We start from the raw sequence: 24,135 nt of genomic DNA, 5'->3' as shown, positions 1-24,135 counted from the left end.
AACGGAGACAGATCATGGCAAGCGTGCTCCTGCGCAACATCGCGAAGCGCTACGACGACACCGAAGTGCTGCGCAACGTGAACCTCGACATCGCCGACGGCGAATTCGTCGTGTTCGTCGGCCCGAGCGGCTGCGGCAAATCCACGCTGATGCGGATGATTGCCGGCCTCGAAGACATTTCGAACGGCGACCTGCTGATCGACGGCGCGAAGGTCAACGACGTGCCGAGCGCGAAGCGCGGCATCGCGATGGTGTTCCAGTCGTATGCGCTGTACCCGCACATGACGCTGTACGACAACATGGCGTTCGGCTTGAAGCTCGCCGGCGCGAAGAAGCCCGAGATCGACCAGGCGGTGAAGCAGGCCGCGAAAATTCTGCACATCGATCATCTGCTCGACCGCAAGCCGAAGCAGCTGTCGGGCGGCCAGCGGCAGCGCGTCGCGATCGGTCGCGCGATCACGCGCAAGCCGAAGGTGTTCCTGTTCGACGAGCCGCTGTCGAACCTCGACGCCGCGCTGCGCGTGAAGATGCGGCTGGAATTCGCGCGACTGCACGACGAGCTGAAGACGACGATGATCTACGTGACGCACGACCAGGTCGAGGCGATGACGCTCGCCGACAAGATCGTCGTGCTGTCGGGCGGCGCGGTGCAGCAGGTCGGCACGCCGAACGCGCTTTATCACGCGCCGGCGAACCAGTTCGTCGCGGGCTTCATCGGCTCGCCGAAGATGAACTTCCTGAAGGGCACGGTCGAATCGGCCGATGCGGGCGGCGTGCTCGTGCGCTTCGACAGCGGCGAGACGCAGCGTGTCGCGGTGGACGCGGCGGGGCTGCAACGCGGCGCGGCGGTGACCGTGGGCGTGCGGCCCGAGCATCTGCTGGTCGATGCCGCCGCCGCGGGCGTCGCCGCGCGCACGATGGCGGTCGAGTCGCTCGGTGATGCCGCATATCTGTATGCGGAATCGGCCGTCGCGCCGGACGGGCTGATCGCGCGGATTCCGCCGCTCGACACGTACCGCACCGGCGACCCACTGCGCGTGCATGCGCAGGCGGAGCACTGTCACCTGTTCGACGAAAACGGGCAGGCGTTCCGGCGGCTGAGCGTGCACGCGAAGGCGGCGTGACGCGTCGGTGTTCGGCGGTTTGCGCGTCGATCGTGCGTCCTCCGCGGTAGCGCGAAGCAATGCCGGTACGGCCGAGCGCCGCGCAGGATCCATGGCCGCGTCAGGCCGCCTTCGCCGCGAGCGCGGCGCGCGCGCACGCTTCGTCGGTGACGAGCCCCGACAGCCAGCCGCCGCGCAGCGCGGCAATCACCGCGTCGTGTTTCTTCGGGCCGCCGGCGAACGCGATCGTCGGCAGCTTCGGCGGCGTGGCGAGCGCGACGCTGGTCACGCGCGCGCTCGTCGACACGGTGATCTGCGTGCCCTGCGCGTCGATCGGCACGCCGAGCAGCTCGGCCACCGCGCCGAGCGCGGTCATCTCGTCGCGCTCCTGTTCGGTGATGAAGCCGTCTTCGTAGAGCGGGCAGTGCGGGCCGATGTTGCCGATCCCGACGAACGCGACGTCGGCCTCGCCGGACAGCGCCTCGACGATCCGGTACAGCCGGTGGTTGCACCACTGCGCGCGTTCGGCGTCGCTGTCGGCGAACAGCGGCGCGGGCAGCAGGAAATGCTTGCTGCCGGTTTTCTCGGAGATGTACTGCGCGACGTCGTAGCGGTTCGACGAACCGTCGGCCGCGATCGCGCCGACCATCGACACGAGCCGGTGCTGCGGGCGGTCGATCTGCGCGATCTGCGCGACCGCGGCCTTCAGCGTCCGGCCGCTGCTGACCGCGATCACCATCGGTCGCGTCTCGTTCAGGTAGCGCTCCATCACCTGCGCGCCGGCGACCGCGAGCTTGCGGTCGATCGCGTCGGGCGCATCGGCGTCGACGGGCACGACTTCGCACATCGCGAGGCCGTAGCGTTTCGACAGCTGCGCGCCGAGGTCGAGACAGTCGGCGAGCCGATGGTCGACGCGCACGCGGATCAGGTTCTTCTCGACCGCGAACGCGACGAGGCGCTGCGCGACGGGGCGCGACACCTGCAGCTTTTCGGCGATTTCGTTCTGCGTGTCGCCCGCGACGTAATAGAGCCACGCGGCGCGCGTGGCGAGATCGAGTTTTTCTGAGGACTTGGACACGATAGCGATTCGGTTCGGATCGGGGGGGCCGCCCCGCGGGCCGGCCGGCGGGCCGCATGACGGCATCCACTGTAACGCATGTCGCACGGCTGGCCTGCGGCCGGCCGTGCGACGGAGCACGCTTACGCGAGCCGCGCGCGCGACGGCTCGTACAGCGGCCGCACGTGACGGTACAGCGTGCGGAACGCATCGAGGCGTTCGCGCAGCCGCGCATGGCGAGCCGCATCCGGTGCGTATTCGGCGCGTACCGGCGGCTTGGTCAGCACCGTATGCGCGTCGCCGCCGACGGCCAGCCAGCCGAGCCGCGCCGCGCCAAGCGCCGCGCCCGTTTCGCCGCCGCCGATCTGCTGCGTGCGCACGTTCAGCGCGTCCGCGATCAGTTGCGCCCAGAACGCGCTGCGCGCACCGCCGCCGATCAGCGACAGCTGGTCGGTTTCGACGCCGGCCGCGTGCAGCGCGTCGAGGCCGTCGGCGAGGCCGAGCGTCACGCCTTCGAGCACCGCGTAGCCCAAGTGCGCGCGCTCGGTCGCATGCGTCATCCCGAAGAACACGCCCTGCGCGTATGGATCGTTGTGCGGCGTGCGTTCGCCGGACAGGTAGGGCAGGAACAGCGGCGCCGCCGCGAGCGCGTCGGGATCGAGCGCCTCGACTTCGGCGAGCAGCGCGGGCTCGTCGGTGCCGGTCAGCTTGCAGACCCAGCGCAGGCAACTCGCGGCCGACAGCACGACGCTCATCAGTTGCCAGCGATCGGGAATCGCATGGCAGAACGCATGCACGGCCGACGCGGGATTCGGCATGAAGCGATCGCCGACCACGCTCAGCACGCCCGACGTGCCGAGCGACACGAAGCCGTCGCCCGCGTGGATCGCGCCGATGCCGAGCGCGCTCGTCGCGTTGTCGCCGCCGCCGCCCGCGACCAGCACGGCCTCCGACAGCCCGAGCTCGCGTGCGACGTCCGCGCGCAGCGTGCCGGACGGCGCGTTGCCTTCGACGATGCGCGGCATCTGCTCGCGCGTCATCCCGCACGCGGCGAGCAGCGCATCGGACCAGTCGCGGCGCGCGACGTCGAGCCACAGCGTGCCGGCCGCGTCGGACGGATCGGACACTTTCGCGCCGGTCAGCCGGAACCGCAGGTAATCCTTCGGCATCAGCACGCACGCGGTGGCCGCGAACACGTCGGGTTCGTGCGTCGCGACCCACAGCAGCTTCGGCGCGGTGAAGCCGGGCATCGCGAGGTTGCCGGCCAGCGCGTGGAGGTCGGGCGCACGTTCGGTGAGCAGCGCGCATTCGTCGGCGCTGCGCATGTCGTTCCACAGGATCGCGGGGCGCAGCACGCGGTCGTCGCGGCCGAGCAGCACCGCGCCGTGCATCTGGCCCGACAGGCCGATGCCGCGCACCTGCGCGAAAGCGTGGGGATGCCGTTCACGCAGCGCCGCGAGCGCGGCGAGCGTGCCTTGCCACCAGTCGTCCGGATGCTGTTCCGCCCAGCGCGGGTGCGGGCGCGACACGGTGAACGGCGAGCCCGCGGTGCCGACCACCGTGCCGTCCGGGGCCAGCAGCAGCACCTTCACTTCCGAGGTGCCGAGGTCGATGCCGAGATACATGAGCGATCCGTTCGGTCGGTGAGGAGCCGCTACTTTAGCCGTGCCGCACGGCCTGTGCCAAGCGGGTTCGCCCGGCTGCGCGGCCGGGCGCCGGCGCGCGCGTCGTCAACGCGCGGCGAGCCAGGCGTCGACGCGCGCGAGCCCGGCGCGCAACGCATCGAACAGCGCCGCGTTGCCGGCGAGCGAGCCCCACAGCGCGCGGTTGGCGCACAGCGCGACGACGGGGTCGTCGGCTTCGACGATCGCGCGTGCGCTGCTGTCGTCCATCACGCCGTCCTGGTACGCATAGGGCAGCGTGCCGCGCGCCCAGCGTTCGAGAAAGCGCAGGAACAGCGCGGGCAGCACGGCGGTGGCGACCGGCGCGGCGCCGCGCGCGAACGATTCGACGAGCGTCGGCGCGATGAAGCCGGGAATCTTCGAGAAGCCGTCGGCCGCGACGCGCTGGTTCGTGTCGAGCACGTACGGGTTGCCGAAGCGCTCCAGCACGACGTCGCGATAGCGCGCGAGATCGAGCGGGCTCGGCGTGAGGCACGGGATCACGTCCTGCGTCACGTAGTCGTGCGCGAAGCGGCGGATCGCCGCGTCGTGCGTGCCTTCATGGATGTAGGTGTAGCCCGCGAGCGTGCCGGCCCATGCGATGCAGCTGTGCGTCGCGTTGAGGATGCGGATCTTCGCTTCCTCGTACGGATGCACGTCGTCGACGAGTTCCGCGCCGGCCAGTTCCCAGCGCGGCCGGCCGGCCGCGAAGCGATCCTCGATCACCCACTGGATGAACGATTCGCCCATCACCGGGCACGCGTCGTCGATGCCGGTGGCCGCCCGCACGCGCTCGCGCACGTCGGCGGTCGGGCGCGGCGTGATGCGGTCGACCATCGCGCTCGGCGTCGCGACGTGCGCATCGAACCACGCGAGCAGGCCGCCCTCGCCGCGCCGTTCGAGGAATTCGCGCATCCCCGCGCGAAAGCGTGCGCCGTTGTTGCGCAGGTTGTCGCAGCTTTGCAGCGTGAGCGGGCCCGCGCCGCGCTTCACACGTTCGGCGAGCAGCGCCGCGAGCGCGCCGTACAGCGTCGTGCGCGCGCCCTGCAGGTCGGCGGCGAGATCGGCGTTCGCGACGTCGAGCCGGTTGTGTTCGTCGAGGTAGTAACCGCCTTCGGTGACGGTGAACGACACGATCCGACAGGCTGGATCGGCGCCCGCGTCGATCAGCGCGGCGAGGTCGATCGACCACGGCAGCACGCGCGTGATCGCACGGATCGTCTCGTACGCGCGCTCGCCTTGCGGCGTGACGGTTTCGAGCGTGTACGCGCCGTGCTGGGCGGCCAGTGCGTCCATCGTCGCGTGCATGTCGTCACGAATGTTGCCGATGGTCAGCGACCAGCGTTCGTCGGCCGGCACGGCCGCGTTCACGCGATGCAGATACCACGCCTGGTGCGCGCGGTGAAACGAGCCCGCGCCGATGTGCAGCAGCACGGGCGCGTGGGCGGAGGGCGATTCGCTCATCCGTGTCTCCTGTTCCTGGCTGTCTATCCTGTCGAATACGATCATTTGCTCTTTGTGTGAGCGAATGATCGTATTCGGGCGAGCGAAAGTCAAGGCGCGGACACGGCATTTCGATGGTGCGCTGCGGTGGCGTACGGGGCAGGGCGAGTGGGGCGGCGCCGGAGGAAAAAGGCGTCAGCGCCCTTCGCGCGTGAGGGCGACGAGTTCGTCGAGCAGCTTGCCGGCCGGCCCCGGCAGGATCCCGTGGCGGCGCCGGAACGCGGTGAGCGTGCGCACCGCGACGACTTCGCGTACCGGCAGCGTGTCGATCGTGCCGGCGCGCCGTTCGGCGCCGACCATCGGCTCGGCCATCCAGCTGAGGAAGCCCGCATGCGCGACCAGGCTTTTCAGCGTGATGACCGAGCGCGTCTCGACCGCGATGTCGGGCAACGGCAGCCCGTGCGCGTCGAAGGTCGCGCGCATGTGGTCGAACGGCGCGGTGCCGCGCGGCGGAATCGCCCAGCGCGCGTGCAGCGTATCGGCGAGCGTCGGTGCGCGGCCGAGCGCGCGCAGCGGATGGTGCGGCGCCGCAACGATATGGCTGCGATCTTCCCAGCGGCATTCGGGAATCGCGACGATCTCGTCGGTATCGGGCCCGTGCGCGGACAGCGCGAGGTCGATCTCGTGCTTGATCAGCCCTTCCGCGAGCCGGTCCCACACGCCCTCGATGATTTCGACACGCAGGTTCGGCCAGCGGTCGAGCACGCGGCCGACCGCGACCGGCAGCACCAGGCTCGCGATGCTGCCCACCGTGCCGACCTTGATCCTGCCCTTCGCGAACCCGCGCATCGCGTCCAGTTCCTCGCGCGCATGCTCGGCTTCGTGCTGCAGCAGCGTCGCGTGCGGCAGCAACGCTTCGCCGAACGCGGTGAGTTGCACGCCCTTCGAATGGCGTTCGAACAGCGGCGCGCCGACCTGCTCCTCGAGCCGCTTCAGGATCCGGCTCAGCGCCGGCTGCGTGACATGCAGCGCGTCGGCCGCACGGCCGAGGCTGCCGCACGCGACGATCGTCGTAAACGCGCGCAATTGTCGGAGATCGAAAGTCATGCGGGGACGTAATGGCTTTTCGCAGAAAATACAGTATCCGTGAATGGCTTGCGCTTCGATACTGTGGAAACCGCCAAGCCATCGAGGAGACGCCCGAGCATGTCCGGCACCCCGTCCCATTCCGCCGCATCGATCACCGTCCGCGACGCCGTGATCGATTTGCTCCGCCAGTTCGGCATCGACCGCGTGTTCGGCAATCCCGGCTCGACCGAGCTGCCGATGTTCCGCGACTTCCCCGACGATTTCCGCTACGTGCTCGGCCTGCACGAAGCCGTCGTGGTCGGGATGGCCGACGGCCATGCACAGGCCACTGGCAACGCGGCGGTCGTCAACCTGCATTCGGCGGCGGGCGTCGGCAACGCGATGGGCAATCTGTTCACAGCGTTCAAGAACCGCACGCCGCTGATCGTCACCGCGGGCCAGCAGGCGCGCGCGATTCTGCCGTTCGATCCGTTCCTTGGCGCGACGCAGGCCGCCGAGCTGCCGAAGCCGTACGTGAAATGGAGCATCGAGCCGGCGCGCGCGCAGGACGTGCCGGCCGCGATCGCGCGTGCGTACCGGATCGCGATGCAGGAGCCGCGCGGCCCCGTGTTCGTGTCGATCCCGGTCGACGACTGGGACCAGCCGGCCGAGTGGCTGCCGCGCCGTGACGTCAGCAGCGTCGTCCGGCCCGATCCGGACGCGCTCGCCCGGCTCGGCGACGCGCTCGACGCCGCGCGGCGCCCCGCGTTCGTGGTCGGCGCGGCCGTCGATCGCGCGGGCGCGTGGGACGACGTCGTGCGGCTCGCCGAGCGGCACCGTGCGCGCGTGTACGTCGCGCCGATGTCCGGGCGCTGCAGCTTTCCGGAGGACCATCCGCTGTTCGCCGGCTTCCTGAGCGCGATCCGCGAGAAGATCGTCGCGCGGCTCGACGGGCACGATCTCGTGTTCGCGTTCGGCGCGCCCGCGTTCACCTATCACATCGAGGGCTTCGGCCCGCACGTGCCGCCGGGCGCGACGCTCGTGCAGCTCGTCGACGATCCGGGCGTCGCCGCGTGGACGCCGTCGGGCGATGCGGTCGTCGGCAATTTGCGGCTCGCCGCGCGCGATCTGCTGGCGCGGCCCGCGCCGCCCGAGCGGCCGATGCCCGAGGCGCGCGCGCCGCGGGTGCGCGTCGATGCGCCCGCCGCCGGCGAGCGGATGTCGGTCGCGTTCGCGCTGCAGACGCTCGCCGACGTGCGCGACGCGCAGGACATCGTCGTCGAGGAGGCGCCGAGCGCGCGGCCGGTGATGCAGGAGCATCTGCCGTTCACGCTCAGCGGCACGTTCTACACGATGGACAGCGGCGGGCTCGGCTACGGGATGCCGGCCGCCGTCGGCGTCGCGCTCGCGCGGCCGGGCCGGCGCGTGATCGGGCTGATCGGCGACGGCTCGAGCCTGTATTCGATCCAGGCGCTGTGGAGCGCCGCGCAACTGAAGCTGCCGATCACGTTCGTGATCCTGAACAACCGGCGTTACGCGGCGCTGCAGGATTTTGCGCCCGTGTTCGGCTTCGGCCCGAGCGACCCGGTGCAGGGCACCGATCTGCCCGACCTGGATTTCGTCGCGCTCGCGCGAGGGATGGGCTGCCGCGGCGTGCGCGTGGCCGATGCGGCGCGCCTGCGCGACACGCTGACCGACGCGTTGCGTGCGGCGACGCCGGTCGTCGTCGAAGTCGAGATTGCCTGACGCGCCGCGCGCGTCTTTCCGGAGATTCCATGCAAACCGTAGCGATGCTGATCGGCGGGGAACGCCGCCACTCGTCCAGCGGCGCGACCTTCGTTCGCCGCAACCCGCTCGACGGCGACATCGCGTCGGCCGCGCCCGCGGGCACCGTCGACGATGCGCGCGCGGCGGCCGATGCGGCTGCCCGTGCGTTTCCCGGCTGGGCCTCGCGCGGCCCCGGCGCGCGGCGTGCCTTGCTGCTGAAGGCGGCCGCCGCGCTCGAAGCGAAGCAAGAGCAGTTCGTCGCCGCGATGGCGGCTGAAACGGGCGCATCCGCGCTGTGGGCCGGCTTCAACGTGCAGCTCGCGGCGAGCGGGCTCGTCGAGGCCGCGTCGCTGACCACGCAGGTCGGCGGCGAGCTGATCCCGTCCGACGTGCCGGGCTCGCTTGCGATGGGCGTGCGGCAGCCGGCCGGCGTCGTGCTCGGCATCGCGCCGTGGAATGCGCCGGTGATTCTCGCGGCGCGCGCGCTCGCGCTGCCGCTCGCCTGCGGCAACACGATCGTGCTGAAAGGCTCGGAGCTGTGCCCCGTCACGCACGGGCTGGTCGTCGAGGCGCTGCAGGAGGCCGGGCTGCCGCCGGGCGTCGTCAACTTCGTGACGAACGCGCCCGACGATGCGGGCGCCGTCGTCGACGCGCTGATCGCGCACCCGGCCGTGCGCCGCGTGAATTTCACCGGCTCGACGCGGGTCGGGCGGATCGTCGCCGAAGCGTGCGCGCGCCATCTGAAGCCGGCGGTGCTGGAGCTCGGCGGCAAGGCGCCGTTCGTCGTGCTCGACGATGCCGACCTCGACGCGGCGGTCGCCGCGGCCGCATTCGGCGCGTTCGCGAATTCCGGGCAGATCTGCATGTCGACCGAGCGCATCGTCGTCGACGCGTCGATCGCCGATGCGTTCGTCGCGAAGCTCGCCGCCAAGGCCGCGTCGCTGCCGCTCGGCGACCCGCGCCACGGGCCGGTCGTCCTTGGTTCGCTGATTGACACCAAGGCCGTCGAGCGCTGCAACGCGCTGATCGACGATGCGCTCGCGCACGGCGCGACGCTGCGGTGCGGCGGCAAGGCGGACAGCACGCTGTTTCCGGCGACGCTGCTCGACCACGTGACGCCGGCGATGCGCGTCTATGCGGAAGAATCGTTCGGCCCGGTGAAGGGCATCGTGCGCGTCGACGGCGAGGAGGCCGCGATCCGCTGCGCGAACGACAACGCGTTCGGGCTGGCGTCGGCCGTGTTCAGCCGCGACGTCGCGCGGGCGCTGCGCGTCGCGGCGCGCATCGAATCGGGCCTCTGTCACGTGAACGGCCCGACCGTGCACGACGAGGCGCAGATGCCGTTCGGCGGCGTGAAGGACAGCGGCTTCGGCCACTTCGGCGGCAACGCCGGCATCGCCGCGTTCACCGACCTGCGCTGGATCACCGTGCAGACGGCCCCGCGCCACTACCCATTCTGACGAGGCGGCCGACGATGAGAATCGCGATTCTGGGAGCGGGCGCGATGGGCTCGCTGTTCGGCGGGCGGCTCGCCGAAAGCGGCGAAGCCGTCACGCTGATCGACGTGAACGATGCGCATCTCGATGCAATCCGCCGCGACGGGCTGCGCATCGACGACGATCGCGGCGAACGGCGCATTCGCACGCTGCAGGCCGTGCGACCGGAAGCCGCGAATGCGGCCGCGGCCGGCGCGCCCGACACACCGTTCGACCTGCTGATCGTCTTCACGAAATCGCTGCACACGCGCGCGGCGCTCGATGGCGTGCGCGCGCTGCTGACGTCGGACACGTTCGTGCTGACGCTGCAGAACGGGCTCGGCAACGTCGAGACGCTGAATGCGTTCGTGCCGCTGGAGCGCATCCTGGTCGGCGTGACGACGTGGCCGGCCGATGCGGCCGGGCCCGCGCACGTGCGCTCGCACGGCGCCGGCACGATCCGCATGATGACGGCCGACGGCGCGGCGCGCCCGTTCGCGGCGGCGGTGGCCGACGCGCTGTCGCGCGCGGGGCTCGCGTGCACGCTCGACGCCGACGTGTGGGCCGCGATCTGGGAGAAGGTCGCGTTCAACGCGGCGCTCAACACGCTGTGCGCGGCGACGGGCTGCACCGTCGACCAGCTCGGCCATCATCACGACGGGCCGCGGCTCGCGCTCGCGATCGCGGCGGAGACGGCCGCCGTCGCGCGCGCGAAGGGCATCGCGGTCGATGGCGAGCGCATCGCGCGCAACGTCGAGCATGCGATCCGCGACCATCTCGGCCATCGCCCGTCGATGCTGCAGGACGTGCTCGCGGGGCGCCGCACCGAAATCGATGCGATCAGCGGCAAGGTCGTCGCGGCCGCACGCGAAACCGGCGTCGCGGTGCCGCATGCGGAGACGCTGCTCGCGCTGGTCCGGTTGATCGACGCGCGGACGAACTGAGCAACAGGCCGGCGGCCGGCTGGCGCCGCATGACGATACGGATGCCGTGCGCGCGAAGCAACGGCGCTGGATCTTGAAGGATGGGACGAGACACCGGTGCCGATCGATGAGCGCCGGTCGACTGCTGCACAGCATGAGATCCGGGCACGCGTGCGCGCGCCAGCCCGGACAACAGGAGACGCCATGAAAACCATCGAATACCGTTGTCTTGCCGCGCGCCGTTCGCGCCTCTTGCCGCCGACGCGCGGTGCATCGGAGGCCGCATGAGCACGCCCGACGCACTGAATGAACGGCGGCCGCCCTCGGTCGACATCGGCACGACGCTCGACGACGGGCCGTTCACGCCGATGCAGCGCGGCGTGGTGCTGCTCGCCGCGCTCGCGATCGTGCTCGACGGTTTCGACGGCCAGTTGATCGGTTTCGCGATTCCGGTGCTGATCCGCGAATGGGGCGTCACGCGCGGCGCGTTCGCGCCGGCCGTCGCGGCGGGGCTGGTCGGGATGGGGATCGGCAGCGCGTGCGCGGGGATCGTCGCGGACCGCTTCGGCCGCCGCCAGGCCGTGATCGGCAGCGTGTTCCTGTTCGGCATCGCGACCTGCGCGATCGGGTTCGCGCCCGACGTCGCGACGATCGCGATCCTGCGCTTTTGCGCGGGGCTCGGGATCGGCGGCGCGCTGCCGACGGCCACGACGATGACCGCCGAATACACGCCCGCGCGGCGCCGCACGATGATGGTGACCGCGACGATCGTCTGCGTGCCGCTCGGCGGGATGCTGGCCGGCCTGTTCGCGCACGAGGTGCTGCCGCGCTACGGCTGGCGCGGGCTGTTCTTCGCGGGCGGCGCGTTGCCGCTCGTGCTCGGCTTCGTGCTCGTGCGCGCGCTGCCCGAATCGCCGCGCTATCTGGCGCGACGCCCCGCGCGCTGGCCGGAACTCGGCGCGCTGCTCGCGCGGATGCAGCGGCCGGTCGCGCCGGGCACCGTGTTCACCGATGCGAAGGACGCCCGCGCGCCAGGCGGCCGCGGCGGCTTCGGCGCGCTGTTCGCGAGCGGGCAGGCGCGCGACACGGTCGCGCTGTGGTGCGCGTTCTTCATGTGTCTGCTCGCCGTGTATGCGGCATTCAGCTGGCTGCCGACGATGCTCGCGGCGAGCGGGTTGAGCGTGTCGGTTGCGGGCTCGGGACTCACCGCGTACAACCTCGGCGGCGTGATCGGCGCGCTGTTGTGCGCGTGGGCGATCGCGCACGCGGGGTCGCGCTGGCCGCTCGCGCTGTGCAGCATCGGGGGCGCCGCGAGCGCGGTGTGGCTGATGGGTGTCGACGCGAGCCGCCACACGAACTGGCTGATCGTCGGGCTCGGCCTGCACGGGCTGTTCGTCAATGCGGTGCAGTCGACGATGTATGCGCTGTGCGCGTACATCTACCCGACGGCCGTGCGCGCGACGGGGACCGCGAGCGCGCTCGCGTTCGGCCGGCTCGGCGCGATTCTCAGCGCGTTCGCGGGCGCGCTCGTGATCACGGCGGGCGGCGCGGGCGCGTACCTGACGATGCTGGCCGTTGCGATGGGCGCGGTGTGCGTTGCGCTGCTCGCGGTGCGGCGGCACATTCCGCGGCTGTCGCGCGCGCAAACGCAGCCGCGCGAAGGGGACGAACTCGCCCGCACGTCGTCGTGACGTGCGGACGCATCGCGTGCGTTACAGCGTGGTGCGCACGTGCCAGAGCTCGGGGAACAGCACGACGTCGAGCATCTTGCGCAGATACGGCGCGCCGCTCGTGCCGCCGGTGCCCTGCTTGAAGCCGATGATGCGTTCGACCGTCGTCACGTGACGGAAGCGCCACTGGCGGAACGCATCCTCGAGATCGACGAGTTCCTCGGCCATCTCGTACAGTTCCCAGTGCTGCTGCGGATGACGGTAGACCTCGAGCCACGCGGCCTCGACCGTCTCGTCGTGCCGCATCGGCTGGGTCCAGTCGCGCTCGAGCCGCTCGGGCGCGATCGGGAACCCGCGCCGCGCGAGCAGGCGCACGACCTCGTCGTAGAACGACGGCGCTTCGAGCGTCGCGCGCACCTGTTCGAGGATGTCGGCCCGGTGCGCATGCGGCTGCAGCATCTGCGCGTTCTTGTTGCCGAGCAGGAATTCGAGCTGCCGATACTGGTACGACTGGAAGCCCGACGACTGGCCGAGATACGGCCGCATTGCCGAATACTCGGACGGCGTCATCGTCGACAGCACGTTCCACGCCTGGACCAGTTGCTCGAGGATGCGCGACACGCGCGCGAGCATCTTGAACGCGGGCGGCAGCGCGTCGGTGCGCACCGCGTCGAGCGCGCCGCGCAGCTCGAACAGCGCGAGCTTCATCCACAGTTCGCTCGTCTGATGCTGGATGATGAACAGCATCTCGTTGTGATCGGGCGACAGCGGATGCTGCGCGTCGAGGATCGAATTCAGCGACAGGTAGTCGCCATAGCTCATCGACTTCGAGAAATCGAGCTGCGCGTCGTGCCAGCCGGCTTGAGCGTTGGCCTCGCCCGGCACGTGCGGGGCCTCGTGCGCGGCTTGCGCCGGTTGTGCGGCGCGTGTGCCCGAGAACGGGCAGCCTGCCGGCGCGTCGCCGCCGGGCGGCTGCATGTGACCAGAATTCACGACTTTCTCCAGATTTGAATGACGAACGCGTGGCGCGCGCTGCGCATGCGGCGGCGGCGCGCCACGCAATACCGCTCAGGTCACCGCGCCGCGTTCGGCGAACTCGGGCGCCTTCCACGCGTCGGTGGCGAGGATGTCGCGCAGCGTCTCGACCGCATCCCATACGTCGGCGAAGCGCGTATAGAGCGGCGTGAAGCCGAAGCGCAGCACGTACGGCTCGCGGTAGTCGCCGATCACGCCGCGCGCGATCAGCGCCTGCATCACTTCGTAGCCGTGCGGATGCTCGAAGCTCGCCTGCGAGCCGCGCTGGTGATGCGCGCGCGGCGTGACGAGCTTCAGCGACAGGCCCGCGCAGCGTTCCTCGACGAGCGCGATGAACGCGTCGGTCAGCGCGAGCGACTTGCGGCGGATCGTCTGCATGTCGGTCTGCAGGAACACGTCGAGCCCGCATTCGACCATCGACATCGACACGATCGGCTGCGTGCCGCACAGGAAGCGCGCGATGCCCGGATCGGGCGCGAAGCCCGGCTGCATCGCGAACGGCGCGCGGTGGCCCCACCAGCCCGACAGCGGCTGCGAGAAATGCGCGAGGTGACGCTGCGGCACCCACACGAATGCGGGCGAGCCGGGGCCGCCGTTCAGGTACTTGTACGTGCAGCCGACCGCGCCGTCCGCGCGCGCGCCGTTCAGATCGACCGGCACCGCGCCGGCCGAGTGCGCGAGATCCCACAACATCAGCGCGCCCGCATCGTGCACCAGTTGCGTGACGGCCGGCATGTCGTGCATGTAGCCGGTGCGGTAGTTCACGTGCGTGATCATCGCGACGGCCGTGTCCGCGCCGAGCGCGCCGGGCAGGTCGGCCGGATCGTCGATCAGGCGCAGTTCGTAGTTGCCGCCGAGCTGCTCGATCAACCCTTGCGCGATATACAGGTCGGTCGGGAAGTTCGAGCGCTCCGACACGATCACGCGACGCTCGGGCGCGCGCTCGGCCTGGTGGCGCAGCATCGCGGACAGCAGCTTGAACAGGTTGATCGAGATGGTGTCGGTGACGACCGTCTCGCCGGGCGCGCCGCCGATCAGCGTCGCGAGCTTGTCGCCGAGGCGGCGCGGCAGCGCGAACCAGCCGGCCGTGTTCCAGCTGCGGATCAGGCCTGCGCCCCATTCGGCGCCGATCACCTGCTGCGCGCGGGCGGCCGACGCGCGCGGCTGCGCGCCGAGCGAGTTGCCGTCGAGGTAGATCACGCCGTCGGGCAGCGAGAACTGGTCGCGCAGCGGGGCCAGCGGGTCGTCGCGGTCGAGCGCGAGCGCATCTTCACGGGTCTTGATCATCATGATGTGAGGTCGTAGGTCGGGTAGTCAGGAAGCCTGCGCGGGCAGCGCGCGCAGCACCGCGCGCACGGGGCTCGCGTCGAGCGTCGCGAATTTCAGCGGCAGCGCGATCAGTTCGTAGTCGCCGGTCGGCACGTCGTCGAGCACGATCCCTTCGAGGATCGCCATCCGGTGCGCGCGTACGCGGTGATGCGCATCCATCGTCTTCGATTCCTGGGGATCGAGCGACGGCGTATCGATGCCGATCAGCTTCACGCCGTGCGCGGCGAGCAGGTCGACGGTGTCGGGCGCGACCGCGCAGAAGTTGCTGTCCCACTGCTCGACCGCGGCGCGCGCATAAGTGCGCAACAGCACGCGCGGCGGCACGCCGTCGAGCGCGGCTTCCACATCGGCCGGCCGCACGACGGGCGATGCGCCGATGCAATGGATCACGCGGCACGGGCCGAGATAGGTGTCGAGCGGCACCGCGCCGATCGGCGCGCCGTCGGCGTCGTAGTGCAGCGGCGCGTCGCAGTGCGCGCCCGTGTGCGGCGACAGCGTCAGCCGCGCGACGTTGACCGGCGAACCGGCCTCCATCCGCCACACGCGTTCGACGGAAACCGGCGTATCGCCCGGCCACACGGGCGTGGCGGGGCTGACTGGCGGCGAAATGTCCCAGAGTGTGTCCATGGCATGACGAAGCGTGAATCGATGCTTCGAATGATAGGTGGACGCTCGCAGAAAGTGCTTGCGAAATAAACATGGACAATCCGCCGGATTGGCAGATAATTCGACTCAGAGGGAAAACGGGGACCAAAAATGCACGCGATCACGCTCGATGCCACCGACTGCCGGATTCTGGCGGTATTGCAGGAGGAGGGCAGAATCAGCAATCTCGACCTGGCCGAACGCATCTCGCTTTCGCCATCCGCCTGCCTGCGCCGCATGCGCCTGCTCGAGGAGCAGGGCGTGATCGAGCACTATCGCGCGTGCCTGAGCCGCGAGAAGCTCGGCTTCGAGCTCGAGGCGTTCGTGCAGGTGTCGATGCGCAACGAAGAAAATCAATGGCACGAGCGCTTCGCGGAAGCGCTGCGCGAATGGCCGGAGGTGGTCGGCGCGTTCGTCGTGACGGGCGAGAGCCACTATCTGCTGCGCGTGCTCGCGCACAACCTCAAGCACTATTCGGATTTCGTGCTGAACCGCCTGTACAAGGCGCCGGGCGTGATGGACATCCGTTCGAACATCGTGCTGCAGACGCTGAAGGACGAAGCGGGCGCGCCGGTCGGGCTGGCGCGCACGGGGGCGATCAAAGCGGTGTGAGGCCGTGGAAGCCGCCGCCGTGGAACACGAGCGGCGGCGCCGTGTCCGATACCGCGCGCACGCCGCAGCGTTCCACTTCGCCGACGAAGATCACGTGGTCGCCTTCGTCGTAGCGGCTGCGGTTGTGGCATTCGAACCACGCGAGCGCGCCGTCGAGCACGGGCATCCCGGAGTTGCCGGCCGCATGCGCGATCCCTTCGAAGCGGTCGCCCTTGTAGGTCGAAAAGCGCTTGCACAGGTCGAGCTGCGACGCCGCGAGCACGTTCACCACGTAGTGGCTGTTGCCGCGGAACACGGGCGTCGACGCCGATTTGTGCGCGAGGCTCCACAGCACGAGCGGCGGATCGAGCGAAACGGAATTGAACGAACTGGCGGTGATGCCGATCAGCTGGCCGGACGGCGCGCGCGTCGTGATCACCGTCACGCCCGTCGCGAACTGGCCGAGCGCTTGCCGGAACGCGGCCGCGTCGAAATCCGGCGGATTGGCCTGGCTCATCGGGCAGCCATCCGGAACGGGACGGGCGGGCGCGACACGACACGGGCGTGACGGGTGCGGCGGACGAAAGACGACAAGGCGGTCGATTGGGAAGGGGTGCGCATGGCCCGATTTTAGCGGAATCGGGGCCGCCGGGCCCGGTCGGGCGGCGCATCGCGACGGCAGGGTGACGTAGCGAACACTGCGGCGCGCGACCGGCAGCGCGGTTCTGTCCCGTTTTTAACGCCGCGGCCATGCCGCGCGGCATGTCGTTGCGCCAGCGAGCGATCGCTACCCGCGCTATCGCGCCGCCGCCAGCCCGAGCGACAACGCCCCCGTGACGATCAGGCTCGACGCCCACACCGTATCGAGATTGAACCAGCTGCGCGACACGAACTTCAGCCCGAGATAGCGGTACACGAGCCACGCGAGCCCGCCGCCGGCGGCGATCATCGCGGCCGCATGCACGGCCGCGACGACGAGCGCCATCCCGAGATGCGCATCGACGAGCGTTGCCGCCGCGCGGTGGCCGGCATCGCGATCCAGCCCGCACAGACCGAGGTAGATCGGCACGAGCATCAGCCCCGCGCCGTGCGCGAGCGCGACCGCGAACGACCACAGGCCGAGCCGCGCCGGCGGAATCCGCGCGAGCGCCCGCGGATGCCGGCGCCGGATCAGCAGCACCGCGCCGAAGCCGATCACCAGCGCGCTCGCGCCGATCCGGATCGCCGACTGCCACGCGAGCAGCGCCGCGAGCAGCCCGAACGGCAGCATCACCGCGAAGACGGCCAGCGCATGACCGACCGCGAGATAGCCGAGCGCCGCGACGAGGGCGCGACCGCGGCGCGTCATCAGCGCGTTCGACACCGCGAGCGGCCAGCCCATCGCCGGGTTGAGCCCGTGATAGACGCCGCTCGCGAGCACGGCCGCCCACAGCGCGAACGGCGCGGGAAGGCCGGCGCTCAACGCTTGACCGACGGATAGCAGAACGAGTCGGTCGAGCAGTCGCCGCCTTCGAGCCGGATCTGGTGCGCGCGATAGCCGTCGGGGAATTCGACCCAGTAGTCGTCGGCGAGCGTCAGCCCGCCGTCCGGCCCCGCGTGCGCGAGCACCTGCGCGGCCGGCACGCCGTCCGGATAGAACTGATCGTCCCACGTCGAATAGAGCGAGTTGGTCCAGTACACGCGCCGGCCGTCGCGGCTGATCTCGACCATCTGCGGGCCGCCCGCGAACGCGCGGCCGTTCGAGTGCGGCGCACGGCGCGCGATGCCGCCGATGCGCACCGACCCGGCGAGCACCGGGTTGTGCGGGTCCGACACGTCGTACTGGCGCATCTCGCCGGTGCCCCAGCACGACACGTACAGGAAGCGGTCGTCGAGCGACAGGTCGATGTCGGTCACGAGCGGCGGCACCGCGCCGAATCCTTGCAGCAGCGGCGGCAGCTCGTCGGCCGTGGCCGGCTCGGCCGGGATCGTCGCGGTCTTCTTCACATGGAACCTGCCGTCTTCGCGCCACCAGGTCCAGATCGAGCCTTCGAGATTGGTCGTGTCTACCACGACGCCGACGAATCCGTATTCGCGCACCGGGTCGTGCGCGGGCCGCACCTCGAGCGCCATCTGGTGCTGCGCGCCGAGATCGATCGTCTGCACGTTGCGCCGCGCGCGCAGGTCCCAGAAATGCAGCCGGTGCCCGTACTTGTTCGCGAGCAGGTCCTCGGGGACGATCCCGTTCTCGAATTGCGGCGGCAGCGCCCATTCGCTCGACACCATGTAGTCGCGCGGCAGGTTCCACCAGAAGTCGTAATGCTTGTCCTGCGGGCCGCGGTCGATCTCCCAGCGGCCGAGCACGTCGAAGGTCTCGCAATCCATGATGAAGATGCCGGGCGCGCCGTCGGTGCCGTCCTTGCCCGCGCCGCCGAGCGTGCTCACGTAGATGCCCTCGGGCCCGCAATGCACGGTGTGCGGCCGCGAATAGCCGGTTTTCGCGAAGATCTCGTCGGGTTCGATGATCTTGTGGATGCGCGCCTGCGTCGGATGCGGCTTCGTGTCGATCACGTAGATGCGCGACGAGCGCAGGCCGGGGATGATCAGGAAGCGGCGCTCGAGGAACGCATGGCCGGTGAGCGGCGACAGCGACGACGAGCACGCATTCCAGCCGAAATGGTGAAACTCGTCGCCGGTATTCGGCATCGTCACCGTATGGACGATCTTGCCGTACGTCGGCGAACCGGGCTTCACGTCGATCACGGCGAGCGCGTCGGGTCTGGAAAAATCGGGGCTCAGCAACAACGTATAGGCAAACGCTTCCGCCGGCGCCTGCATCGCAAGCTCGGGCGAAGCGTGAAACGTCGGGTCGGGCCGCATGCTCATGGTGATGCCTCCTCGATGGGTTGGGATCGTGAACGCACGGCCGTTCGTTGCGGGCGTGCGGGTCGGGATGGCCGCGCGGGGTGCATCGTGCCGGCGGGTGCGATCGACGCACGGACGCACGTGTCGGTGCCACGCGCGGCGCCGTGCATCAGATCGTGAAAGCGGGGAAAGCGGGTGACGGCGACAGGCCGGATCGCCGCACCGGCGGCGGGGCGGACGGGCGGCAACGTGATGAAGCAGCCGAAGCGGCGCCTCGCGACGCGGCAGCGGCCGGGCGGGTGATGCGGGTGAATTCTGTTAAGGCATGCATAGCGATGTTCCGGCAGATGATGTTTGCATCAGGGTCGGGCATGCATCGAACGCTGCGCGCGTGGCGGCGGGTTTGCCGCCGCGCCAGCGCGTGCCTAAGTGTAGACGAGAATCGTGCAGGCGAGTCGGGCGCGGCACCTGGGTGATCTGCCAGTTTCGCGCGCGAGTGAGATACTTGCCGGAGTGCCGCTGCGTGCCGCCCCGCGGGCGGGCGGCGGCGACGCGAAACGACGGCGCCGGTACTGGCGTGCCGGCTGCCTTCATCCACGAGGGACTGATTTCATGGGGAACGAGATGCTTGAAACCGCGACGCTCGGAGGCGGGTGTTTCTGGTGCACGGAGGCCGTGTTTCTCGACGTCGACGGCGTGACGGCCGTGCAGTCGGGTTACGCGGGCGGCCATACGCGCAACCCGGGCTATCGCGACATCTGCGAAGGCGACACCGGCCACGCGGAAGTCGTCAACGTGACGTTCGATCCGGCGCGCATCGGCTATCGCGAGATCCTCGAGATCTTCTTCGCGACGCACGATCCGACCACGCTGAACCGGCAGGGCAACGACGTCGGCACGCAGTACCGGTCGGTTGTGTTCACGCATTCGGATGCGCAGCGCGACACGGCGCTCGACGTGATCCGCGAGCTCGAACGCGAGCAGGTGTTCGGCCAGCCGATCGTCACACAGGTCGTGCCGCTCGACGGCAACTACTGGCCGGCCGAGGACTATCACCAGAACTATTACGCGCGGAACCCGGGGCAGGGCTATTGCTCGGTCGTGATCGGGCCGAAGCTCGCGAAATTCCGGCAGAAGTTCTCGCACCGGCTGAAGTCGCTGCGCGGCGCCTGAGCGTCGGCGGCGCAAGCCGGCGAAACCAGCGTCAAGCCGCCTCGTTGCGCCACTGCGCGCACGCGGCGGCGATTTCGCGGGCGAGCGCGATGCACGACAGCGGCGCGGAGCCTTCCGCCTTGTTGTTGATCGTGATGATCACCGGCTGCCCGGCCAGCGCATAGCGCGCGGCGAGTTCTGCGAGCGCCGAGCGCGTGGCCGGATCTTCGTCGACGAGCTTGTCGAACGGCTCGTATTTCGCTTTCGCCTGCTCGTACTTGAAGCCGCCGTGCAGGCTCCAGCGCACGATCAGCGGGCCCGGCGCATCGCCGTCGAGCAGTGCGAGCGCGGCGGCCTGGCGCAGCGGGTCGGGCATCCGCGCGTGCAGGCCGACGCAGTAGCGCACGCCGAGCGCGGCCAGCGCGCGGATGAAGCGCGGCGTGAGCAGGCTCGCGTCTCGGATCTCGATCGCGTAGCGCGTGCCGTCGGCGTCCGGCGGCAGCGGCGGCAGCGCCGCGAAGAACGCGGCGAGCCGGTCGATCAGCGCGGCCGGCTCCGCGAGCAGCTGATCGGGCAGTGGCGAGAACTGGAACACGAGCACGCCGGCTTTCCGGCCGAGCCCGTCGAGACACGGCTGGACGAATTCGCGGGTCGCGAGCTGGGCATCGAGGAAGGTCGGGTTCGGCCCGGACGGCTCGCCGCGCCGGCCGCGGATCACCGCGTCGGTCACCGCGGCCGGCGCCTTCACGACGAAGCGGAAATCGTCGGGCACCTGCTGCGCGTAGCGCAGGTAGTCGGCCACCGACAGCGGCCCGTAGAACGACCGGTCGAGGCTCACGCTCTTCAGCAGCGGATGCGCGCCGTACGCTTCGAGCCCTTCGCGCGACAGCTTCGTCTGCGCGAAATCGCCGTCGTAGACGATGCCGTTCCAGCCGGGGAAATACCACGACGACGTGCCGAGCCGCACGTTCGGCGGGAGGCCTGCCGCGGCGTCGGCCACGTCCGCCGAGATCGGCGCGGGCAGTACGCCGCGCTTGCGGCGGCCTTTCTTCGGCTCGGCGGCCGGCGGGGGCGGTTCGTCCCACAGCAGGCCGGACGACGGGGCAGGCTCGTCGTCATCGGCGGCGGGGCGGGAGGTCTGTCGGGCAAGCCGCGTCGGTCGCGCGTCCTCCTGCGCGTCCGGCGTCACGTGCTCATCGGCGCTGGCGGGGCGATCGTCGTCCGGCGGCGACGCGCGTGCGGCATCCGTCGGCACGCCGAACAGATCGAACTGTCCGTCGGCGTGCGACTCGTTGGCGTCGTCGCGCGGCTGTCGTTGCGGCGGCGCGTTGCGCCGCGTCCTGCCGTCACCCATGCATGCCCTGCGTGATGCGCCGCCTAGCGCGGCAGCGCGTGTTCGTACATGTAGCGCCGCGACCACGGCAGCGTTTTCGCGCTGCGTCCGGCCTTGCGGCACACGATCTGGAAGATCGACACGTCGTCGTGCTCGAACGCATACGCGCAGCCGGCGAGATACACGCGCCAGATGCGGAATTTTTCGTCGTCGACGAGCTTTCTCGCTTCCTCGGCTTTCGCTTCGAAGTTTTCCGTCCAGATATCGAGCGTGCGCGCATAGTGCCGGCGCAGGCTTTCGACGTCAACCGCCTCGAGGCCGCCGCGCTGCGCCGCTTCGAGCGCGAGGCTGATGTGCGGCAGCTCGCCGTCCGGGAACACGTAGCGATCGATGAATTCGCCGCCGCCGAGCGCCGTTTCGCCGCTTTCCGCGTCGGTCGACGTGATCCCGTGATTCATTGCGATGCCGTCGTCGGTGAGCAGCTCGCGCACGCGCGAGAAGTAGAGCGGCAGGTTCTTGCGGCCGACGTGCTCGAACATCCCGACGCTCGTGATCCGGTCGAACTGGCCGTCGATCTCGCGGTAATCCTGCAGACGAATCTCGATCTTGTCCTCGAGCCCCGCGGCCTTCACACGCGCGGTCGCGAGGTCGAACTGGTTCTGCGACAGCGTCACGCCGAGACACGTCGCGCCGAACTTCTGCGCGGCGCGCAGCACGAGCGCGCCCCAGCCGCAGCCGATGTCGAGCAGGCGCTGGCCGGGCTCGAGCTGGATCTTCGTCAGGATGTGGTCGATCTTCTTGATCTGCGCGGTGGCGAGATCCTCGTCGCCGTTCTCGAAGTACGCGCACGAGTACACCATGTTCTCGTCGAGCCACAGCTGGTAGAACGCGTTCGACACGTCGTAGTGGTACTGGATCGCCTTCTTGTCGGTGCTCTTCGTGTGATTGAAGTAGCGTTTCACGCGGGCCAGCTTGCTCGCGCTCGTCACGGTGCTGCGCGCGAGCGAGTAGCCGATGTTGATGATGTCCGACAGCTTGCCTTCGATGTCGATCTTGCCCTTCACGTACGCCTCGCCGAGATTGTCGAGGCTCGGTTCGAGCAGCAGCGGCAACGCCGATGCGCTGTTCACCTTCAGCGTGACCTGCGGCGCGCTGAAGGTGCCGAAATCGAGTTGATCGCCGTTCCACAGCACGAGTCGCGCCGGTATGTTCGCTTTTGCCCGTACTTCATCCGCCCACTGTGCCAGCTTCTTTTCCCAGAACATTTGGATTCTCCGTTTGTTCGTTGAATCGAATACAGCCAAGTATCTTGACCGGCGCCCACCGCTTGCGGCGCAGGCACCCGGATGCAACACGAGACACGACCGGCGCACGCCGGCGCCGCGCTTACGGCGACAGGCGCGAGATCGTCCAGCCCGGCGCCGCCGCGGCGTCGCGCGTATAGAGCAGGCGGTCGTGCAGCCGCGACGGGCGCCCCTGCCAGAATTCGATCGCGTCGGGCACGAGGCGGTAGCCGCCCCAGTGCGGCGGGCGCGGCGGATTGTCGCCGTAGCGTTCGCTGACGGCCTGTTCGCGCGCTTCGAGCGTCGCGCGGCTGTCGATCACGGTGCTCTGGTCCGACGCCCATGCGCCGATGCGCGAGCCGAGCGGGCGCGACGCGAAATAGCGGTCGCTTTCTTCCGCGCTGGTTTTCTCGATCCGGCCCTCGATGCGCACCTGGCGCTCGAGCTCGATCCAGTAGAACAGCAGCGCGGCTTGCGGATGCACGGCGAGATCGTGGCCCTTGCGGCTGTCGTAATTGGTGAAGAAGACGAACCCGCGTTCGTCGACGCCCTTGATGAGCACGATTCGGGCCGACGGCCGGCCGTCGGCGCCGACGGTCGCGAGCGTCATCGTGTTCGGCTCGGGCAGCTTGGCGGCGAGCGCCTCCTTGAACCAGCGATCGAACTGGGCGAACGGGTCGGGGGCGGCATCGGCTTCGTCGAGCGAAGCACGCGAATAGTTGATGCGAAGATCGGCGAGAGTCGTCATGTTATGCAAACGCTTCAATCTGGGGCCAGTATAGCTAACGCGCGAGAATCGTGCGTGCACAGTGGGGCGGGGGAGCGGGGAGTTCAGGCAAAATAGAGGGCTGCACGACTTACGTTTTCCTTGCTGCCATGTCCTCCGCCGACGCTGCCCCGCCCCGTTCTTCTGATCTTACCCCGACCCCGGAAATCCAGCTTGACGTGGATCGCGCCCGGCGTTTCGGCGGCGTCGCGCGCCTGTACGGCGCGCCGGCGGCCGCCGCGTTCGAGCGGGCGCACGTCGCGGTGATCGGGATCGGCGGCGTCGGGTCGTGGGTGGCCGAGGCGCTCGCGCGCAACGCGGTCGGCACGCTGACGCTGATCGATCTCGACAACGTCGCGGAAAGCAACACGAACCGGCAGGTTCATGCGCTCGACGGCAATTACGGCAAGCCGAAGGTCGACGCGATGGCCGAGCGGATCGCGCTGATCGATCCCGCGTGCCGCGTGAACCGGATCGAGGATTTCGTCGAGCCCGACAACTTCGACGCGCTGCTCGGCGGCGGCTTCGACTACGTGATCGATGCGATCGACAGCGTGCGCACGAAGGTCGCGCTGATCGCATGGTGCGTCGCGAAACGGCAGCCATTGATCGTCGTCGGCGGCGCGGGCGGACAGCTCGACCCGACGCGCATCCGCATCGACGATCTCGCGCTGACGATCCAGGATCCGCTGTTGTCGAAGGTGCGCGCGCAATTGCGCAAGCAGCACGGTTTTCCGCGCGGGCCGAAGGCGCGCTTCAAGGTCAGCGCCGTATATTCGGACGAGCCGCTGATCTATCCGGAAGCGGCGGCCTGCGACATCGAGGACGGCGCGGAGCCGTCCGCTGCCGCGCATGTCGCGGGGCTCAACTGCGCAGGCTTCGGTTCGAGCGTGTGCGTGACCGCGAGCTTCGGTTTCGCGGCGGCCGCGCATGCGCTGCGGGCGATCGCGGCACAGGCGGCCGGCTGAGCGCGCGGCGCGCGGGCAGGGA

Annotated in this window: 21 protein-coding genes; 8 read left to right on the top strand and 13 right to left on the bottom strand. The window is 69.8% G+C overall.

The features are described 5' to 3' along the window. Positions 1-14 precede the first annotated feature (14 nt). Positions 15-1,124 (top strand): sn-glycerol-3-phosphate ABC transporter ATP-binding protein UgpC, encoded by a 1,110-nt coding sequence (gene ugpC / locus HWX76_RS17795; protein ID WP_124595544.1) that lies wholly within the window; start codon positions 15-17, stop codon positions 1,122-1,124. A gap of 100 nt (positions 1,125-1,224) precedes the next feature. On the opposite strand, the gene HWX76_RS17790 is transcribed toward ugpC, so the two are convergent. The 4 genes from HWX76_RS17790 to HWX76_RS17775 form a co-directional block, all read right to left on the bottom strand. Continuing rightward, positions 1,225-2,181 (bottom strand): sugar-binding transcriptional regulator, encoded by a 957-nt coding sequence (locus tag HWX76_RS17790; protein ID WP_034174431.1) that lies wholly within the window; start codon positions 2,179-2,181, stop codon positions 1,225-1,227. 122 nt (positions 2,182-2,303) lie between these two features. Continuing rightward, positions 2,304-3,785 carry a xylulokinase gene (gene xylB, locus HWX76_RS17785; RefSeq protein ID WP_124631681.1) on the bottom strand — a complete coding sequence of 494 codons (1,482 nt, stop codon included), beginning with the start codon at positions 3,783-3,785 and terminating at the stop codon, positions 2,304-2,306. Positions 3,786-3,890: 105 nt separating this feature from the next. Beyond that, the gene (gene dalD, locus HWX76_RS17780; protein WP_124595542.1) at positions 3,891-5,285 is read right to left on the bottom strand and encodes a D-arabinitol 4-dehydrogenase; all 1,395 of its coding nucleotides are present in this window, start codon (positions 5,283-5,285) and stop codon (positions 3,891-3,893) included. A 174-nt stretch (positions 5,286-5,459) separates the two neighbouring features. Beyond that, entirely contained in the window at positions 5,460-6,371 is a 912-nt protein-coding gene (locus tag HWX76_RS17775; RefSeq protein WP_124557313.1) for a LysR family transcriptional regulator, read from the bottom strand. A gap of 99 nt (positions 6,372-6,470) precedes the next feature. Here HWX76_RS17775 and mdlC point away from each other — a divergent pair, with 99 nt between their 5' ends. From mdlC to HWX76_RS17755, 4 genes are all read left to right on the top strand, one after another. Further along, positions 6,471-8,078: a benzoylformate decarboxylase gene (gene mdlC, locus HWX76_RS17770; protein ID WP_124631682.1), complete on the top strand. Its 1,608-nt coding sequence runs from the start codon at positions 6,471-6,473 to the stop codon at positions 8,076-8,078. 29 nt (positions 8,079-8,107) lie between these two features. After that, positions 8,108-9,559 carry an aldehyde dehydrogenase family protein gene (locus HWX76_RS17765; protein ID WP_176016102.1) on the top strand — a complete coding sequence of 484 codons (1,452 nt, stop codon included), beginning with the start codon at positions 8,108-8,110 and terminating at the stop codon, positions 9,557-9,559. A 14-nt stretch (positions 9,560-9,573) separates the two neighbouring features. Then, a complete protein-coding gene (locus HWX76_RS17760; RefSeq protein ID WP_124595539.1) occupies positions 9,574-10,518 on the top strand; it encodes a 2-dehydropantoate 2-reductase in 945 nt (314 codons plus the stop codon). A gap of 263 nt (positions 10,519-10,781) precedes the next feature. Further along, entirely contained in the window at positions 10,782-12,188 is a 1,407-nt protein-coding gene (locus HWX76_RS17755; RefSeq protein WP_050017013.1) for an MFS transporter, read from the top strand. 21 nt (positions 12,189-12,209) lie between these two features. On the opposite strand, the gene kynA is transcribed toward HWX76_RS17755, so the two are convergent. The 3 genes from kynA to kynB all read right to left on the bottom strand — a co-directional run bounded on the left by kynA (position 12,210) and on the right by kynB (position 15,158). Next, complete coding sequence (kynA, locus tag HWX76_RS17750; protein WP_050017015.1) at positions 12,210-13,145, bottom strand: tryptophan 2,3-dioxygenase; 936 nt, start codon at positions 13,143-13,145, stop codon at positions 12,210-12,212. Positions 13,146-13,235: 90 nt separating this feature from the next. Beyond that, the gene (kynU, locus tag HWX76_RS17745) at positions 13,236-14,486 is read right to left on the bottom strand and encodes a kynureninase (RefSeq protein ID WP_089488931.1); all 1,251 of its coding nucleotides are present in this window, start codon (positions 14,484-14,486) and stop codon (positions 13,236-13,238) included. A gap of 30 nt (positions 14,487-14,516) precedes the next feature. Next, positions 14,517-15,158, bottom strand: a complete 642-nt coding sequence (gene kynB, locus HWX76_RS17740; protein ID WP_050017019.1) for an arylformamidase — start codon at positions 15,156-15,158, stop codon at positions 14,517-14,519. A 129-nt stretch (positions 15,159-15,287) separates the two neighbouring features. Here kynB and HWX76_RS17735 point away from each other — a divergent pair, with 129 nt between their 5' ends. Further along, positions 15,288-15,788: an Lrp/AsnC family transcriptional regulator gene (locus tag HWX76_RS17735; protein ID WP_006477992.1), complete on the top strand. Its 501-nt coding sequence runs from the start codon at positions 15,288-15,290 to the stop codon at positions 15,786-15,788. On the opposite strand, the gene HWX76_RS17730 is transcribed toward HWX76_RS17735, so the two are convergent. The 3 genes from HWX76_RS17730 to HWX76_RS17720 all read right to left on the bottom strand — a co-directional run bounded on the left by HWX76_RS17730 (position 15,775) and on the right by HWX76_RS17720 (position 18,632). Next, positions 15,775-16,284, bottom strand: coding sequence for a flavin reductase family protein (locus tag HWX76_RS17730; protein WP_050017021.1), 510 nt, complete (start codon positions 16,282-16,284; stop codon positions 15,775-15,777). The two genes, HWX76_RS17735 and HWX76_RS17730, sit on opposite strands and share 14 nt — an antisense overlap. A 279-nt stretch (positions 16,285-16,563) precedes the next feature. Further along, positions 16,564-17,229: a hypothetical protein gene (locus HWX76_RS17725; protein WP_050017023.1), complete on the bottom strand. Its 666-nt coding sequence runs from the start codon at positions 17,227-17,229 to the stop codon at positions 16,564-16,566. Continuing rightward, a complete protein-coding gene (locus HWX76_RS17720) occupies positions 17,226-18,632 on the bottom strand; it encodes a selenium-binding family protein (protein ID WP_176016101.1) in 1,407 nt (468 codons plus the stop codon). Before HWX76_RS17720 ends, HWX76_RS17725 begins: the two co-directional genes overlap by 4 nt. Positions 18,633-19,223: 591 nt before the next feature. On the opposite strand from HWX76_RS17720, the gene msrA reads away from it, so the two are divergent. Next, positions 19,224-19,784, top strand: a complete 561-nt coding sequence (gene msrA / locus HWX76_RS17715; protein WP_050017027.1) for a peptide-methionine (S)-S-oxide reductase MsrA — start codon at positions 19,224-19,226, stop codon at positions 19,782-19,784. Between the two features lie 31 nt (positions 19,785-19,815). Here the strand turns inward: msrA and HWX76_RS17710 are convergent, their stop codons facing one another. The 3 genes from HWX76_RS17710 to pdxH form a co-directional block, all read right to left on the bottom strand. Then, the gene (locus HWX76_RS17710; RefSeq protein ID WP_050017029.1) at positions 19,816-21,117 is read right to left on the bottom strand and encodes a DUF72 domain-containing protein; all 1,302 of its coding nucleotides are present in this window, start codon (positions 21,115-21,117) and stop codon (positions 19,816-19,818) included. 23 nt (positions 21,118-21,140) lie between these two features. Further along, complete coding sequence (locus HWX76_RS17705; protein ID WP_050017030.1) at positions 21,141-22,361, bottom strand: cyclopropane-fatty-acyl-phospholipid synthase family protein; 1,221 nt, start codon at positions 22,359-22,361, stop codon at positions 21,141-21,143. A gap of 121 nt (positions 22,362-22,482) precedes the next feature. Continuing rightward, entirely contained in the window at positions 22,483-23,127 is a 645-nt protein-coding gene (pdxH, locus tag HWX76_RS17700) for a pyridoxamine 5'-phosphate oxidase (RefSeq protein WP_050017032.1), read from the bottom strand. 128 nt (positions 23,128-23,255) lie between these two features. On the opposite strand from pdxH, the gene HWX76_RS17695 reads away from it, so the two are divergent. Then, on the top strand, positions 23,256-24,113 hold the full coding sequence (locus tag HWX76_RS17695; RefSeq protein ID WP_050017033.1) for a tRNA threonylcarbamoyladenosine dehydratase: 858 nt from the start codon (positions 23,256-23,258) through the stop codon (positions 24,111-24,113). Positions 24,114-24,135 lie beyond the last annotated feature (22 nt).

The sequence above is a fragment of the Burkholderia sp. BCC0398 genome (genome assembly GCF_902833245.1).
GTDB lineage: Bacteria > Pseudomonadota > Gammaproteobacteria > Burkholderiales > Burkholderiaceae > Burkholderia > Burkholderia sola.
This window is presented reverse-complemented; position numbering and strand designations above follow the sequence as displayed.